At 70.7% G+C, this 16,302-nt stretch carries 14 protein-coding genes; 8 read left to right on the top strand and 6 right to left on the bottom strand.

Going from position 1 to position 16,302, the window contains the following annotated elements; genetic code table 11:
• Window positions 1-1,818 (top strand): sensor histidine kinase (locus JOD67_RS39705; RefSeq protein ID WP_205122797.1); only part of this gene is annotated, 1,818 nt, incomplete at its 5' end.
• Here the strand turns inward: JOD67_RS39705 and JOD67_RS39700 are convergent.
• Window positions 1,808-2,767 (bottom strand): helix-turn-helix transcriptional regulator, encoded by a 960-nt coding sequence (locus tag JOD67_RS39700; protein ID WP_205122796.1) that lies wholly within the window; start codon window positions 2,765-2,767, stop codon window positions 1,808-1,810. The genes JOD67_RS39705 and JOD67_RS39700 overlap by 11 nt on opposite strands.
• Window positions 2,768-2,830: 63 nt before the next feature.
• Here JOD67_RS39700 and JOD67_RS39695 point away from each other — a divergent pair, with 63 nt between their 5' ends.
• The gene (locus JOD67_RS39695) at window positions 2,831-3,994 is read left to right on the top strand and encodes an epoxide hydrolase family protein (RefSeq protein ID WP_205122795.1); all 1,164 of its coding nucleotides are present in this window, start codon (window positions 2,831-2,833) and stop codon (window positions 3,992-3,994) included.
• A 199-nt stretch (window positions 3,995-4,193) separates the two neighbouring features.
• On the opposite strand, the gene JOD67_RS39690 is transcribed toward JOD67_RS39695, so the two are convergent.
• Complete coding sequence (locus JOD67_RS39690) at window positions 4,194-5,051, bottom strand: helix-turn-helix domain-containing protein (protein WP_205122794.1); 858 nt, start codon at window positions 5,049-5,051, stop codon at window positions 4,194-4,196.
• Between the two features lie 70 nt (window positions 5,052-5,121).
• Between JOD67_RS39690 and JOD67_RS39685 the strand changes: the two genes are divergently transcribed.
• Window positions 5,122-5,916, top strand: coding sequence for a phytanoyl-CoA dioxygenase family protein (locus tag JOD67_RS39685; RefSeq protein ID WP_205122793.1), 795 nt, complete (start codon window positions 5,122-5,124; stop codon window positions 5,914-5,916).
• Here the strand turns inward: JOD67_RS39685 and JOD67_RS39680 are convergent.
• Window positions 5,913-6,716 carry an SAM hydrolase/SAM-dependent halogenase family protein gene (locus tag JOD67_RS39680; RefSeq protein WP_205122792.1) on the bottom strand — a complete coding sequence of 268 codons (804 nt, stop codon included), beginning with the start codon at window positions 6,714-6,716 and terminating at the stop codon, window positions 5,913-5,915. The two genes, JOD67_RS39685 and JOD67_RS39680, sit on opposite strands and share 4 nt — an antisense overlap.
• Before the next feature lie 16 nt (window positions 6,717-6,732).
• Window positions 6,733-8,079, bottom strand: coding sequence for a C40 family peptidase (locus JOD67_RS42320; protein WP_205122791.1), 1,347 nt, complete (start codon window positions 8,077-8,079; stop codon window positions 6,733-6,735).
• Between the two features lie 271 nt (window positions 8,080-8,350).
• Between JOD67_RS42320 and JOD67_RS39670 the strand changes: the two genes are divergently transcribed.
• Window positions 8,351-9,745: an RICIN domain-containing protein gene (locus JOD67_RS39670; RefSeq protein ID WP_205122790.1), complete on the top strand. Its 1,395-nt coding sequence runs from the start codon at window positions 8,351-8,353 to the stop codon at window positions 9,743-9,745.
• A 67-nt stretch (window positions 9,746-9,812) separates the two neighbouring features.
• Here JOD67_RS39670 and JOD67_RS39665 read toward each other — a convergent pair whose 3' ends face one another.
• Window positions 9,813-11,018, bottom strand: coding sequence for a class I SAM-dependent RNA methyltransferase (locus JOD67_RS39665; RefSeq protein WP_205122789.1), 1,206 nt, complete (start codon window positions 11,016-11,018; stop codon window positions 9,813-9,815).
• 61 nt (window positions 11,019-11,079) lie between these two features.
• Window positions 11,080-11,565, bottom strand: a complete 486-nt coding sequence (locus tag JOD67_RS39660) for an inorganic diphosphatase (RefSeq protein WP_205122788.1) — start codon at window positions 11,563-11,565, stop codon at window positions 11,080-11,082.
• A gap of 110 nt (window positions 11,566-11,675) precedes the next feature.
• Between JOD67_RS39660 and dacB the strand changes: the two genes are divergently transcribed.
• From dacB to JOD67_RS39645, 4 genes are all read left to right on the top strand, one after another.
• On the top strand, window positions 11,676-13,112 hold the full coding sequence (dacB, locus tag JOD67_RS39655) for a D-alanyl-D-alanine carboxypeptidase/D-alanyl-D-alanine endopeptidase (RefSeq protein WP_205122787.1): 1,437 nt from the start codon (window positions 11,676-11,678) through the stop codon (window positions 13,110-13,112).
• Window positions 13,113-13,170: 58 nt separating this feature from the next.
• Window positions 13,171-14,610: a metallophosphoesterase family protein gene (locus JOD67_RS39650; protein ID WP_239554269.1), complete on the top strand. Its 1,440-nt coding sequence runs from the start codon at window positions 13,171-13,173 to the stop codon at window positions 14,608-14,610.
• Entirely contained in the window at window positions 14,598-15,014 is a 417-nt protein-coding gene (locus tag JOD67_RS40940) for a LamG-like jellyroll fold domain-containing protein (RefSeq protein WP_239554268.1), read from the top strand. The genes JOD67_RS39650 and JOD67_RS40940 overlap by 13 nt, the downstream gene beginning before the upstream one ends.
• 85 nt (window positions 15,015-15,099) lie before the next feature.
• Entirely contained in the window at window positions 15,100-16,251 is a 1,152-nt protein-coding gene (locus JOD67_RS39645; protein ID WP_239554267.1) for an Rv3626c family coenzyme F420 biosynthesis-associated protein, read from the top strand.
• Window positions 16,252-16,302: the final 51 nt, after the last annotated feature.

The raw sequence follows: 16,302 nt of genomic DNA, 5'->3' as shown, positions 1-16,302 counted from the left end.
GCCGGGTCCGCGCTGACCACGCCGGACGGGCAGATCATCGCCGACTCGGCGCGCCTGCTCGGTGAGTCCGTGCCGCGGCTGCCGGCCAACCCGGCGGCGACGCTCGACGTGATCTCCGGCGACACGCTGGGCGCGAGCTCGCTGCGGGTGGGAGTGGCGGGCAAGGCGTACCCCGCCGTCAGCTACGCCGTCACGAGCGTGGCCAAGTACCTCGGCGGCGGGCTCTGGGGGCTCACGCCCGCCGAAGAGGTCGAGCGGCAATCCCTTGTCCAGAAGGCGAACGAGTGCCTCGCCGCGCAGTATCCGTCGGCTGCCGTGCAGGTCAACATCGACGGCTATCCCGTCGAGGTCAGGTCGAACAGCTCTCCGGTGGCCGCGCCCACCGAGGGTCCGTCGGCCGGGGTCACCGAGGACGTGCTCAGCAGGATCACGGCGCAGGAGAGCAACTGCGTTCCGCCGGAGCTGTACCGGCCGAGCGAGCAGGCGCTCGCGTACAACCGCGCGGAGACACGGCTGACCAGCCAGTGCCTGGACGGGTACGGCGTGACGTACTCGCTGGAGAAGGGGCCGGACGGGCTGCAGGCGATCCGCCCCGACGAGGTCGATCTGGTCAAGGCGAAGAAGTGGGAGACGACCAAGGGCTCGGCGTCGAAGCCGGTGCCGGTGCCCGAACCGACCGAGCGCGCCGAGTCGTCCGCGCCCACTGCCAAGCCGGAGCCGGGGACGACCGACAGGTCGGACTCCGGGGCGGCGGCCGGCGGCGGGGGCGAGCAGGTCGCGCAGCGCGCGCTCGACGCGTTCTCCGACTGCTACACGACGTCGCGGGCGCAGGCCTTGCAGCCGTACGTCGCGCCGACCGCGCTGCTCTACCTGGGGTCGAGCGAGCGGTTCGACGCGTTCTCGGCGGACGGCTGGTGGCGTACGGCGTCGACCGCGCTCGCGGTGCTGGTGGTGGCCGCGGGCATCACGTTGCTCGGCGGCCAGCGGCTCGTCCGCCCGATCCGGGCGTTGACGACGGCGGCGCAGCGGATGGAGGCCGGCGACCGGGCGGCGCGGGTGCCCGTGCAGGGCGCCGACGAGGTGGCCCGGCTGGGGCACGCGTTCAACTCGATGGCCTCGGCGATCGAGTCCGGCGAGCAACAGCGGCGTGCCCTCGTGAGCGACGTCGCGCACGAGCTGCGTACGCCGTTGGCCAATGTGCGTGGGTATCTGGAGGCGGCCGAGGACGGCGTGGTCGAGCTGGACTCGGCGCTGGTGCGGTCGCTGCTGGAGGAGGCCTCGCTGCTCGAACGGCTGGTCACCGACCTGCAGATGCTCGCGCAGGCCGACGCCGGGATGCTGCGGATCTACCCGGAGGAGTGCGACGCCTCCGACCTGACCGCGCAGGTGGTGGCGGCACACCGTGCTGCTGCCGAGGCCGCCGGCGTACGGCTGACCGCTCAGGCGCCTTCGTCGTCGCCCATCCATGCTGATCCGCATCGGATCCGGCAGGCGCTCAGCAACCTGGTCGCGAACGCGCTGCGCTTCACCCCGTCCGGCGGCTCGGTCGTGGTGGCGGTAGAGCTGGAGGGGCGACAGGTCGTGTGGTCGGTGTCCGACACCGGGCCCGGCATCGGCGAGGAGCATCTGCCACACCTGTTCGACCGCTTCTACCGCGCGGACCCGTCCCGGTCCCGGGCGACGGGCGGCAGCGGGCTGGGGTTGGCGATCGTGCGGCACCTGGTCGAGGCGCACGGCGGGCAGGTCGAGGTGGCGAGCGAGGTGGGCCGCGGGTCGACGTTCGTGATCCGGCTGCCGGTTTCGACGGCTACTTCCTGACGGGTACGGCCTCGGCGAGGCGTTCGGTGACGGTGCGGGCGTGCTCGATCAGCTCAGGTGGCTCGTGGATCTCGAAGTCGAAGCCGTACAGGGCGACGTAGAGCAGCAGTTCGTCGAGGGAGTTCGAGCCGGCGCGCATCGTGCACGACCGTTCGTCTCGCTCTTCCAATGCGCCGACCGTCGGCGGGATCCGGTCGGCGGCGACCTCGATCGGGACGTGCAGCGTGAACCTCGCGCGATAGCGGTACGCCTGGGTCGTGATGCCGCGCGAGACGAACGTCGCGAGGTCGTCGGCGGGCAGCGGCCTGGGCGTGAAGCGCGGGCCGGTGGGGATGCGCGGGTGGAGGCGGTCGACGCGGAAGCTGCGCCAGTCGTCGCGGTCCAGGTCGTACGCCACGAGGTACCAGCGCCTTCCGGTGTGGACGAGGCGGTGTGGCTCGACGCGCCGTACCGACGACGTGCCGGAGTGGCTCGCGTAGTCGAACCGCAGCTGCTCGTGGACACGGCACACGTTCGCGACCGTGGTCAGGACGGACGGGTCCACCTGCTGTCCGCCGGCCGGCATCGTCACGGTCACCGACTGCAGCGTCTCGACCCGATGCCGCAGCCTCGAGGGGAGGACCTGCTCGAGTTTCGACAACGCCCGAAGGGAGGACTCCTCCATCCCCGCGACCGAGCCGACGGACGCGGTACGCAGTCCCACGGCGACCGCGACCGCTTCGTCGTCGTCGAGCAGCAGCGGCGGGACGTTCGCGCCGGCGCCGAGCCGGTAGCCGGCGACGCCGACTGTCGCCTCGACCGGGTAGCCGAGCTCGCGCAGCTTCTCGACGTCCCGGCGTACCGTGCGAACGTCCACCTCCATCCGCTCGGCGAGCTCGGCGCCGCTCCAGTCGCGCGGCGACTGGAGCAACCCGAGGAGGCGGAGGAGTCGTCCTGAGGTTCGCAACATGGTCCGAAGTTTCGCACGAAGCTAGGACCGAAGCTGTCCTAACCGACTCCTAGAGTGGTGGTCATGACGAACAACGAAGAGATCCGGCCCTTCACGATCGACGTTCCCCAGGCCCAGCTGGACGAGCTGAAGGCGAAGCTCGACGCGGCTCGGCTGCCCGCGGCGCTGCCCGGCGACGACTGGGACACCGGCGTGCCGGTCGGGTGGCTGAGCGGCCTGGTGGAGTACTGGCGGAGCGGGTACGACTGGCGCAAGGTCGAGCGCGAGCTGAACGAGATCCCGCAGTTCACCACCGAGATCGACGGGCAGCAGATCTACTTCATGCACGTGCGTTCGGCGCATGACGACGCGTTGCCGCTGGTGCTGACGCACGGCTGGCCGGGGTCCGTCGTGGAGTTCCTCGACGTCATCGGTCCCCTCACCGACCCCGTTGCCCATGGTGGCAAGGCGGAAGACGCGTTCCACGTCGTGATCCCCGCGCTCCCCGGGTTCGGCTTCTCGGGCCCGACCTCGGAGGGCGGCTGGACAGCCGAGCGGATCGGTCGGACGTGGGCTGAGCTGATGCGCCGGCTGGGGTACGAGCGCTACGGCGTGCAGGGCGGCGACATCGGCGGCGCGGTCTCGCCGGAGGTGGCGCGGGCGGCTCGTTCGAACGTGGTCGGTGTGCACACCAACGGCGGCCCCGGCCCGATGCCTCCGTTGCCCCTGTCCGACGCGGACCGCGCGTCTCTGTCCGAGCTCGACCTCGATCGCGTCCGGCGGATCGAGGAGTTCATGCAGCGCGAGTTCGGCTACATCGCGATCCAGTCGACGCGGCCGCAGACGATCGGCTACGCGCTCGTCGACTCGCCGATCGCCTTGCTGGCTTGGATCATGGACAAGTTCCGCGAGTGGACGCACCCGTCCTCGACGCTGCCCGAGGAGATCATCGACCGGGACCGGCTGCTGACGAACGTGATGCTGTACTGGCTGACGGGCACGGGCAACTCGGCGGCGTACGTCGGTTACGCGCAGGGGATGGCGTGGGGCCAGGGCAAGGAGAACTCCGGCGTTCCCACCGCTGCCTTGGTGTTCGCGCACGACGTGGCGATCCGGAAGTACGCGGAGACGGAGAACACCATCACCCGCTGGACCGACGTCAACGACCGCGGCGGCCACTTCGCGGCCCTCGAGGAGCCCGAGCTGCTGGTGTCCGACGTCCGCGAGTTCTTCCGCGACCTCCGCTAGCCCGCCCGTTTTGTATGAAGGGCACCTTCATTCGAACCTATTGAATGAAGGTGCCCTTCATACAATCCGCCGGCGTTGAGAGTGCGCACGGCGGATGGGCTGGCCTTTGGATGAAGGGCACCCCACAGTTTGATGGGACATGGTGGGTTGGGCCGGGCTATTGAATGAAGGTGCCCTTCATGCGAAACGTGGAGCCCGGTCAGATCGGCTCGGCTTCGGGGAGCAGGCGCTTCGCGCGGTAGGCCGTCGGCGTCAGGCCGACGAGGGCGCGGAAGCGGCGGGCGAAGTACGTGGGGTCGGGCCAGCCGACCAGCGCGCCCACGCGGGCGATCGCGTAGTCGGTCCGGGTCAGCAGGGCGGCGGCGCGTTCGGTCCGGACCCTCGCCAGGTAGCCCATCGGCGGCAGGCCGAGGTCGCGCCGGAACAGCCGGGTGAGGTATGCCGCGTCGAGGTTGGCCAGCCCCGCCAGTTCGTCCATGCTCCACGGGTGCGCGGGGTCGTCGTCGATCCGGGCGGCAGTCGCGGCGACCGACGGATGGTGCCGCGGCGCCACCGGCGAGGCCTCGACCAGATAGCTCAGCACCGTCAGCAGTTGTCCAAAAACCCTTGCCTGGTTGGCGTTCGAGCCGATCAGCTCGCCCAGCTCGGCGATCTCCGACACCGCCGCGGCAGCGGACGACGGCGACGTACGTTGCCGCCACCAGCCATGCCTGCCTGGCCGAACGGGCGACCGCCAGACCAGCTCGGCGACGCCCGGGACCTCCCGCAGGAAAGCCAGCTCCGAACCGAGCGCGGCCACCGACAGGCAGGTGTTCGCGACGATCAGATGCGAGCACCGCGCGAACCCGTGCCACGCGCCCGGCCGCAGGACGAGCACGTCGCCCGCCGACAGGAGCTCCTGGCCGGACGACGTCTCGTGGAATCCCGTCCCGCCGCCCACCACCGCGATCTCCACGAAGTCGTGCCCGTGCACCTCGCCACCGTGGACGACGTCGTACACCGCGGCGAAGATGGCCGCGCGGCCGAACAGGTCGCTCTGGTGATAGGTGGGCAGCATGTCAGGATCGTACGATTGCCCGCACGGATATTCCTAGCCCTCGGCGGCGTCGAAGAGTCAGGCTGGGAGCATGACGATCAGCCCACCCGCAGAGCGAATCAGTGACGTCGACGCCGGCGGCCGGATCTCCGACGAGCTCATCGCCTCGTACCGTGACAACGGATTCGTCCGGATCCGAGGCATCCTCGAGCCCGACGAGGTCGAACGCTTCCGCGCCGGCGAGGCCGCGTTCCTCGAGGCGCACCGCGCCGAGGGACTCAACTACGACCGCAAGGTCTTCACCCAGCTGGTGAACGTCTGGCAGCACGACGAGGTCGCCCGCGAGCTCACGCTGCACCCGCGGATCGGCCGCGTCGCCGAGCAGCTCGCCGGCATCCCGTTGCGGATCTGGCACGACCACATGCTGGTGAAGGAGCCGCACAGCGACACCGCGACCGAGTTCCACCAGGACCGCCCGTACTGGCCGCACCAGGGCGACCGGCACTCGCTGTCGTGCTGGGTCGCGCTCGTGGACGTGCCGCCGGAGAAGGGCTGCATGTCGTTCATCCCGGGCACGCAGAACGTGAAGGGCCTCAAGCCGCAGAACCTGCTGGACGAGGAGGACCTGTTCCTGCACGACCCGTCGCTGCGCTGGCATCCGCGCGTCACGGTCCCGCTGCGCGCGGGCGACTGCACGTTCCACAGCAGCTACACCGGCCACATGGCGCTGCCCAACAAGACCGACCTGGCGCGGATGGCGCACGTGAACATCTACATGGACGAGGCGACCCAGTTCAACGGGAACCCGCACGTCGTCACCGACCCGCTCGGCCTCACCGCCGGCGACCGGCTCGACGGCGAGACGTTCCCGCGTCCTTGGGCTTAAGCCTCCATGCGGGAGCGGCGGAGAACGACCTCGCTCCCGCTGCGGACCCCGAGCCGCGCGGCCGCGTCGCCGCCGTTCACCGCGAGCGCGACGCGGCCGTCGGAGTCGACGAACAGCACCAGCTCGCGCTCGGGCACCTCGCCGAACGTCCTGCCCACCGTCGCCCAGGCCGCCACGTCGCCGCAGCGGACGTCGACCCGTCCCGGGCCGAGCACGTCGAGCGCGTCCGGCCCGGCGGCGAGCTGGATGTTGCCGTACCTGTTCACGTACGACACGTCGCTGGTCACCACGCCGTCCGCGATCCGCGACCGCAGCGGCGGCAGTTCGACCAGGGTGTCGACCGGCGTGGGCTCTCCGACCTCCGCCAGCGGTCTCCCCGCGGCGAGGTGGCCGACGACCGGCGCGAAGATGTCACGCCCGTGGAACGTACGGCCGACCGTCGGCAGCCAGAGCGCGGAGTTCGTGAGCACGTACGCCTCGCTGGCCCCGCCGAGCGCCGCGGCGCCGGCCGCGAGCAGGCCGTTGTCGGGGCCGACGATGATGCTCTCGCCGGCTCGTACGGCGGCCGGGCGGCGCTTGGTGCCAACGCCCGGATCGACGACCACGAAGTAGATCGCCGCTGGCAGGTAGGGCAGGACGCGGGTGAGGACGGCAGCGCCGTGACGGACGTCCATCGGCGGGACCTCGTGAGAGATGTCGAACAGCGACGTCTCCGGCGCGCGCTCGAGGATGATGCCCTGGCAGAGCGCCACGAACCCGTCACGGGTGCCGTAGTCAGTCAGCAGCCCGACGCGGATCACAGCCGAAGATTAGCGATCAGTGAGGTCGAGCGAACTGCGTGGGTGTCCCCATGTAGAACATCGACTTGATCTCGACGCTGCGGCGCGGGTTGGGCGCGTGGATCATCTTGCCGCCGCCGACGTACATCGCGACGTGGTAGATCGTGCCCGGGTCGCCGGGGTTGCGCGAGAAGAAGATCAGGTCGCCGGGGCGGAGTTCGTCCATCGAGAGCTTCTCCGACCGCCGGTACTGCCCGCGCGCGGTGTGCGGCAGGTAGACGCCGGCCTCGCCCCAGGCGCCCATGGTCAGGCCGGAGCAGTCCCAGGTACCGGGGCCGTCGCCGCCGAAGACGTACGGCTCGCCCAGCTGGGCTCTGGCGAACTGGACCGCGATCCGGCCCTGCGCGGACGTGGACTCGCCGCCTCCGCCGCCCCCACCGCCGCCGTCGTCATCCCCGTCGTCGTCGTTGTCGCCGCCACCGTCGTCGTTGGGGCTGCGGTCCCGTTCGCGGCGCTGCTTCTCCTGCTCCTCGCGCTTGCGGCGTTCCTCCTCGGCCTTCTTGCGGGCCTCTTCGGCGCGCTGGCGGGCCTGTTCCTCCAGGCCGTCCTGCCGCTGTTGCGCGAGCGTCGCCGAGATCCCCTCGAGCTGCGCGAGCCGACCCACGAGCGCGGTCTTCTCCTGCTCGATCGAGGCGACCGACGACTGCTGCTCGCCGAGTGCCTTGGTGGCTTTGTCCTTCGCCGTGTCGGCGACCTTGGCGGCGGACTGCCGGCTGTCGCGCGCCGTGGCGGCCTGTCGTTCGAGGACGCCGGCGACGACCTCGCTCGCCCGCAGGGCCGCGAGGTTCTGCGCCGCGGAGGAGGAGACCATCTCGACGGTCGAGGCCTGGTCGAGCAGGCTCTGCGGCCCGTCGGCGCCGATGAACGCCGAGAGCTCTCGCAGGCCGGTCTGGTGCTGGTACGAGGCCGCGGCGAACTGGCCGATCGCGCGGCGCTTGTCCGCGGCCGCCTTCGTCGCCGCATCCGCCTTCTGCTTCGCCGCAGTGGCCGCCTTGTCGGCGAGTTGCAGGTTGTACGTGGCCTCGTTGTACTCCTCGACCGCGGTCTGCGCCGCGATGTCGAGCTGGCGCAGCCTGTCGTTCGCGGTCGCGAGCTGGGCGCGGATCCGGCCCACGTCGGCGGCGGCGTTCAGCGCGTTGTTCTGCGCCTCGTCGACCTGCTGACGGCTGGGGATGGGGTCTTCGGGATCGGCGATCGAGGGAGCGGCCGTACCGAACGTGAGAGCGGCGGCGGCGAGTGCGACGAGACCGACGCGGAGCTGCCGAGACGAGGGGAAGGAACGGCTCGGTCGAGATCCGGTCGGCTCGTCGCTGCTCGGTCCCACGGCCCTGACTCCCTCACACAACCGCTTCATGATCACGTTCTCATTCACGGAACGTAGCGACTCGGTGTCCCAAATGGAACACCTTTCACACGAAAAACTTCTGTCACACGCGTGTCGCGTTGACAAACCACACTGATGTCATTCGTGCGGGCTCGTTCCCGACCGTCCCATGATCGGATGGCCGCGCGGTTTGTGGGAGAGGTTTCGACGATCTCGGCACTTTCGTGCAAGACCATTTACAACGTTGCCACCTATTAGGTACATGTCGGTCATGACCAGTCAGCTGCGACGTGTGGTCCTTGCCGCCGCGATTGCGGCATTTACCCTGCCGATCTCCTTGCCTGCCGCCGCGTTCGGCGCGGCAGGTCCGTCCGCCGACCCCTGCGAAGGGCTGATCCGCAGTGCTCTGGCGGGCGGCTGCTCGCCCGGAGCGACGGCGATCCCGGCGGCCGATGTCGGACGCGCGCCGGTGCCGCTTCGGCCCGCCGTCGCGGACGCGGTGATCGCCGCGAACCCGGTCGTCTGCGAGGGCGACGGGGTGTCGGGCAAGCGGGTGGAGGTGCTGTACGTACGCCAGGACTCGACGGCGTCGCGGTTCGCCCGCTTCGAGGCGTCGTTCCAGGCGTTCTCGCACGAGATGGACGCCGCGTACAACGACAGCGCGGCGCAGACGGGCGCGAGCCGGCACATCCGCTTCGTGACCGAGCCTGCCGGCGCGGGCTGCCGGGTGAAGGTGACCGAGGTCGTCGTACCGGACGGGTCGCTCGCGAACTGGGACTCGGGCGTCAAGGCCCTGCAGGACAAGGGATTCACCGACGCGTCGCGCAAGTACCTGATGTACGCCGACGCGCAGGTCATCTGCGGGCAGGGGACGCTGTACGACGACGACCGTCCCGGGCTCGACAACGCGAACAACACCAACGTCGGCTACGCGCGCGTCGACGCCTCGCCGAACTGCTGGGGCTTCAACGCCGCCGGGCACGAGCTCGGCCACAACCTCGGCGCCGTCCAGCTGTCCGCCCCGAACGCCGACAGCGGCTTCCACTGCCGCGACGAGTGGGACCTGATGTGTTACGGCGACACCCAGGTCGTGTGCGCCGAGAAGGACACCGACCGGCTGATGGACTGCAACCACGACGACTACTTCCACACCTCGCCGCCGGCCGGCTCGTACCTCGCGACGCACTGGAACGTGGCGAACAGCGACTGGCTGATCAAGAGCCCGACGCCAGACCCGGGCGGTGGCCCGAAGCACGGCGAGGCGTACGTGATCACCAACGTGGCAACGGGAAACGCGATGGACGTGATCGACGGGTCGCCCAACGACCTGGTACGGCTGTCGCATCGCGCACCGAGCGGGGGGACGAGCCAGCAGTGGCGGTTCCAGTACGAGACGGGCTGGCAGCTCGCCAACGTGAACAGCTCGAAGTGCGCGGACAGCGCGTTCAGCGGCACGGAGCCGGGAACGGAGATCCTGCAGTACAGCTGCAACGGCCAGGACGGCATGCGCTGGGCACTGAATCCGTTGGGAGACGGGAAGTTCGGGATCGTGAACTTCCTGACCGGCTACGCGATCACCGACTCCGGCGCCTACCCGGCACCGCTGACGCAGCAACCGTTCACGGGAGCGGAGAGCCAGCAGTGGGAGCTCACCCGCCTGCCGTGAGTGGCAGGCGGGCCTGACGACGGGGATGCCAGCGGCGTCTGTGACCGCGGGATCTGGATCCATCCTGCTACCGACGGTTGAGCAATGCGACGCACTCGACGTGGTGGGTCATGGGGAACGCGTCGAAGGCGCGGAGGTCGGTCAGGTCGTAGCCGCGCTCGGCGAACGAGGCGAGGTCGCGGGCCAGGGCGGCCGGGTCGCAGGCGACGTAGACGACGCGGTCCGGGCGGCGGCGTGCGATCGACTTCACGATGCGGCTGCCGGCGCCCTTGCGGGGTGGGTCGAGGACGACGACCCGCGGATCGGGGAGCTGGGCTCGGTCCAGGACAGCCTCGACGCGGCCGGCGAAGACCCGTACCTGCGGCAGGTCGGCGAGGTTGTCCGCGCCCTGTTCGGCGGCCCGGCGGTCGGACTCGACGGCGACCACGGTGCCCTCGGCGCCGACCTGGGCGGCGAGGATGGAGGCGAAGAGCCCGACGCCCGCGTACAGGTCCCACGCCACCTCGCCGGCGGCCGGGGCGGCCCACTCGCGGACGACCTGGGCGAAGGTGTCAGCGGCGGCGGGATGGACCTGCCAGAACCCGTGCGGCGCGACCGTCCAGTCCCTGCCGGCGGCCCGTTCGTGCGCCGTGGATCCGCCCGAGACGGGGCGGCGGCCCTCGGCGACGAACGTCTCGCCGGTGCTGTCGACGGCGACCGAGAGCTCCGCGCCGGCCGCCCAGTCGCGGTCGACCACCTTGTCAACCGTGCCTTGCGCCGCGATCGGGCAGCCGTCGATCGTCACGACCGCGTGGCTGCGATGCCCCCGGAATCCCGCCTTGCCGTGCGCGTCGACCGCGAGCCGTGTCCGCGTACGCCAGTGCAGCAGCCCGTCGCCCGGCAGCGCCTCGACCACGACCTCGCGGTCGATGCCGGCCAGCCGCCGGAGCTGCTCCGCGACGACGTCCGCCTTCAGCGACCGTTGCCGTTCGGCGGAGACGTGCTGCCAGTCGCACCCGCCGCACCCGCCCGGAACCGCAACGGGGCAAGGAGGAACGACCCGATCCGGCGACGCCTCCAGCACCTCGACGGCGTCCGCCCGCCAGAACGACCCCTGGCGATCCTCGGTGACCGACACCACGACCCGCTCACCCGGCAGCGCATGCCGTACGAACACCACGCGCCCCTCGTGCCGCGCCACACAGTGCCCACCGTGCGCGACCGGACCAACGGTGACCTCGAAACGGCTCAATTCGTCGCAGCCCGGCTCGTCGAAGAAGCTCCAAGAGAACATCGCGATGCCGCCCCACAGGCGGTGGCGTGCGGCGAAACTGAGCGAGCCGGGGCTGCGACCATCAGTGCTGTGAGACGAAGCGGTCACGCGACGCGACGATCTCCGCCTCGGCTTCCGTACGGCCGGTCCAGCTCGCGCCCTCGACGGACTTGCCGGGCTCGAGGTCCTTGTAGACCGCGAAGAAGTGCTGGATCTCCAGCCGATCGAACTCCGGCAGGTGATGGATGTCACGCAGGTGTTCCATCCGCGGGTCCGCCGCGGGGACGCAGATGACCTTGTCGTCGCGGCCCTTCTCGTCGCTCATCCGGTACATCCCGATCGCGCGGCAGCGGATCAGGCAACCTGGGAACGTCGGCTCCTGCAGCATCACCAACGCGTCCAGCGGGTCGGTGTCCTGGCCGAGCGTGTCCTCGATGAAGCCGTAGTCCCACGGGTACTGGGTCGCGGTGAACAGCGTGCGGTCGAGCCGGATCCGACCGGTCTTGTGGTCCATCTCGTACTTGTTGCGTTGCCCCTTCGGGATCTCGATCGTCACGTCGAAGTCCACCGCGGCCGCCCTTCTGAGTCAGAACTGGGCACGATTCTCCCGTACGCTGGTCGAACCCCCGCCGTGGGCACCCGGGGGAGCAAGCAGGCAACGAAGGTCGGGGGCTGGCCGTGACGGCCGAAAGGCTGCACCAACAGACGTGGGCGCGCGTCGCGCTCGCGCTCATCGTCGTCGGTGCGCTCGCCCTCGCCGGGTACGCCGCCGTCGTCACCGATCTGGTCGACGTCTCCTGGGGCGCGGGCAAGAGCGCCGCGACCCCGTCCGCGACCCCGTCGCACCAACCCACGCCCACCCCGAAGCCCACGCCGTCCCCCACCCGCACCCCGGCGGAACGCGTCCTCGACGCCCTCGAAACCGGCGCCCTCCCCACCCGCGAGGGGATCTTGGCCAAGGTCGCCGACCCGCTGAGCAGCCAGGGCGTCGGCCCGCACGTCGGCGTCGCGATCCGCGACGCGCTGACCGGAAAGCTCCTCTACGGCAAGGGAAACGACGCCGGGTACGTGCCGGCGTCGACCACGAAGATCGTCACCGCGACCGCCGTCCTCGCCGCGCTCGGCCCACAGCACCGCTTCGAGACCAAGGTGGTCGAAGGTGCCAAACCCGGCCAGATCGTGCTGGTCGGCGGCGGCGACCCGTTGCTCGCGACCAAGGCCGCGAAGGGCTATCCCGAGCGCGCCACGATCGAGGACCTCGCGGCCGCTACCGCGAAGGAGCTCAAGAAGCGCAAGCTGACACAGGTGGACGTCCTCGTCGACGCCAACCTGTTCAAGCAGCCGATCAGCCCGCAGTGGGAGCCGCAGTACGTGCCGGGCAGCGTCGTCTCCCGCATCACCGCGCTCTGGGTGAACGAGGGCCGCACCCGCCCGGGCGCCAGGCCTCGCTCGAAGGACCCGGCGCGGGCGGCGGGTCAGGCGTTCGCCGAGGCGCTGGTGGCGAACGGCATCAAGGCCGGCGCCAGTGAGGGCACGGCCGCGAACGGCGCCGAGGTCATCGCGCGAGTCGAGTCCGCCCCGCTGGACGAGATCGTCGAGCACGTGCTGACGACCAGTGACAACGAAGGCGCCGAGGTGCTGGCCAGGCACGTCGCGCTGAGCCAGGACCTGCCGGCCACGTTCGGCGGCGCGATCGAGGGCGTCCAGGCGGTGCTCGGACAGCTCGGCGTCGACGCGACCGACCTGCGGATCTACGACGGCAGCGGGCTGTCCCGCCAGAACAAGCTGACCCCGAACGCGATCAGCTCCGTCCTCGCGCTCGCCGCCCACCCTGACCACCCCGAGCTGCGTGCCGTACTGACCGGGCTGCCGGTTGCGGGGTTCAGCGGGACGCTCGACGAACGGTTCGGCGGCGAGGCGTCCGACCCCGGCGAGGGCGTCGTACGGGCCAAGACCGGCACGCTCACCGGCATCGCCTCGCTCGCGGGCGTGGTCACGACGAAGGACGGCGCACTGCTCACGTTCGCGCTGATGGCCGACCGTACGACGGCCGGCGACCCGCGCCTGGGCCTCGACCGCGCGGCCGCTGCCCTCGCCACCTGCGGCTGCCGCTGACGCCCACCGTTCCACCAGCCGTCACCCGAATGCCAGCCGTTGCCTGCAGACTGCGCCCATGAACGTAGCCCGCCGCCGGCTGCTGCAAGCCGCCGCTGCCGCCCCCGTCGTCGCCCTCGCGACGGACCTGCCCGCCGCCCAGGCCCAGGCGGAGACCAGCAAGACCGGCAAGCCCGCCGCCTCGACCGATCGATTCACGCTGGCGGTGCTGCCGGACACGCAGTACCTGCTCGACGAGGGCGGCTCGGACCACGAGCCGGTCCGGGCGACCCTGCGCTACCTCGTCAACGAGCGGGACCGGTCGAACCTCGTGTTCATGGCCCAGCTCGGCGACATCACCGAGCACGGCACCGAGGCTGAGCTGCGCGACGCCAACACGGTGTTCAAGACGATCGACGGACGGCTGCCGTACAGCGTCCTGGCCGGCAACCACGACGTCCCCGGCAGCACCGACGACCAGCGAGGCGACACCCCGTATCTGCGGACGTTCGGACCGCAACGGTTCGCGCGGTCGAGGACGTACGGCGGCTCGTCGCCGGACGGCTACAACAGCTTCCACCGGTTCCGCGCGGCCGGGCACGAGTGGCTCGTCCTTGCGCTGGACTGGCGTGTCTCGGACGCCGGTCTGGCCTGGACGCAGCAGGTTCTGGACAAGAATCGCCAGCTGCCCACGATCCTGACAACGCACGAGCTCGTGTGGGCGGAGGACAACGGCGAGGCACACCTGTCCGACTACGGGCAGCGGCTGTGGGACCGGCTGATCCGCGGCAACGACCAGATCTTCTTGGCGCTCGGCGGGCACTACTGGCCGCCCGGGCGGGTGACGATGGACAACGACGCCGGCAACGCCGTGCATCTGCACATCACCAACTACCAGGACCGCTACTACGGCGGCGCCGGGATGGTGCGCACGTACGAGTTCGACCTGGCGCGGAACACGGTCGACGTGTCGACGTTCTCGCCATGGCTGCGGGAGCAGGCGGAACGGTCGCCCGATCCGCTGGAGGTGGAGAACGCCGACCTCACCACCGGGGTCGACCGGTTCAACATCGACCTCGACTTCCGCGCCCGCTTCGCCGGCTTTGCGCCGCCGAAGCTGCCGGCGCCCCGTCCGCCGAAGGCCGTCATGCCGCGCGGCACGGTCGCGTACTGGCGCTTCGACCCGGCCGGGATCTCCGTCCCTGGCGCCGACGGGACGCCGATCACGAGTGGAGCGGTAGTCCGCGACCTCACCGGCTCCGGCAACGACCTCACGGTGGAGCGTCTGCACTCCAGCGGCCCGGACGCGCTGCTGTGGTCGGCCGACCACCACGACGCGCAGCCGGCGCACGCGAGCCTGCGCTTCGGCGGCGGCAAGGCCCCGGACCGCGGCGCGGTGCTGCGCGCGGGTGCGAGCGCGCCGATCAACAGCCTGAAGTTCCGGTCCGGCTACACATCGAGACGTTCGTCAAGCTGCCCGATCCGTTCGAGGGCGACCACGCGTGGATGGGGATCCTGAGCTGGGAGGGCCGCGCGGGCGACGCGGGCAAGCACAGCGGCTGGTCCGACGCCGAGCCGACCTGCAGCCTCAACCTGTCGCCGGAACGGTTCCTGCAGTTCGTGGTCTATCCCGTTCCGGTCGACGCCGACCCGACGTCGTGGAGCCACGCGCTGCCGATCGGCCGGTGGACGCACCTCGCCGTGGTGAACGACGGCAGGCACACCACGGTCTACGTCGACGGCTCGCGGATCGCCCGGAACGCCATCGAGGTGTCGAACGGCATCACCACGCTCGGCAAACCGTTCGCGATCGGCGGCACCCAGTTCGACGGGGCGTTCGGGCAGGGCTTCTATGGCTGGATCGGCGACACCCGGATTGTCGACCGCGCCCTGCGGCCGAACCAGTTCCTCCGCGTGGTCTAGCCCGGAGTCTTGTCGGAGTCCGGAGCATCCCTGGTTCGTCCCTGTGACCGGTTCCTTGGCGCTCCACACCGCGTACGGTGAACCCATGAGCACCGACGACACCACCGCGACTGCCGACGCGACCGAGTCGATGGTCGACTGGGACTTCGCCGTCAGCACGGCCCGCAGGCTCACCCGCCCCGGCCCGGACATCAGCCGCGAGGAGGCCGCGCAGGCCGTCAGCGACCTGCGTGAGTTCGCCGCGCTGTCCGAGGGGCACGTGCGTGAGTACACCGGCCTGCACACGAGCGGCGGCCGGGCGCCGGTGCTCGTCGTCGACCGGAACGGCTGGGTGCAGGCGAACGCCGACGGGTTCCGTGAGGTGCTCGCCCCGCTCGCCGCGAAGCTCCGCGAGAAGCGCGGCAGCGACCAGGGCGGCGGCGGCCCCTCTCTCGGCTCGTTCGGCGCCCGCGTCACCGGGTTCGAGGCGGGGGCGCTGCTCGCGTTCCTGTCCGGCAAGGTGCTCGGCCAGTTCGACCCGTTCTGGAACGGTGGCACGCCCAGCGCCAACGGCAACGGCCACGGCGCGCCGCCCGTCGGCCGGCTGCTGCTGGTCGCGCCGAACGTCGTCCACGTCGAGCGCGAGCTCGGCGTCGACCCGCGCGACTTCCGCCTCTGGGTCTGCCTGCACGAGGAGACGCACCGCGTCCAGTTCACCGCCGTGCCCTGGCTGCGCGACTACCTGCGCGGCCAGATCGGCGAGTTCCTGCAGCAGACCGACCTCGACCCGTCGGCGATGTTCTCCCAGCTCAGGCAGGGTCTGGAGCAGGTCGGCAAGGCCGTGCGAGGCGAGGGCCAGGAGGTGTCGTTCATCGACCTGGTCCAGACACCCGCGCAGAAGGCGATCCTCGACCGGGTCACCGCGGTGATGTCGCTGCTCGAGGGCCACGCCGACGTGGTGATGGACGGCGTCGGCCCGGGCGTGATCCCGTCCGTCGACCACATCCGGGGCAAGTTCCAGGAGCGGCGCGGTGGCGGCACCTGGCTCGACCAGCTGCTCAAGCGGCTGCTCGGACTGGACGCCAAGATGAAGCAGTACCGCGACGGCGCGATCTTCGTCCGCGGGGTCGTCGACAAGGTCGGCATGGAGGGCTTCAACCGGGTCTGGACCTCGGGCGAGACGCTGCCGACCAAGGCCGAGATCACCGACCCGGACGCCTGGGTGCGCCGGGTCCACGGGGACGCTGCGGTCGCCTAGGCCGTGTCTCTTAACTATCGCCTGGCGCGCGACACACCGCATCCCGCCTGG

The organism is Tenggerimyces flavus (genome assembly GCF_016907715.1).
In the GTDB taxonomy this organism is placed as follows: domain Bacteria; phylum Actinomycetota; class Actinomycetes; order Propionibacteriales; family Actinopolymorphaceae; genus Tenggerimyces; species Tenggerimyces flavus.
This window is presented reverse-complemented; position numbering and strand designations above follow the sequence as displayed.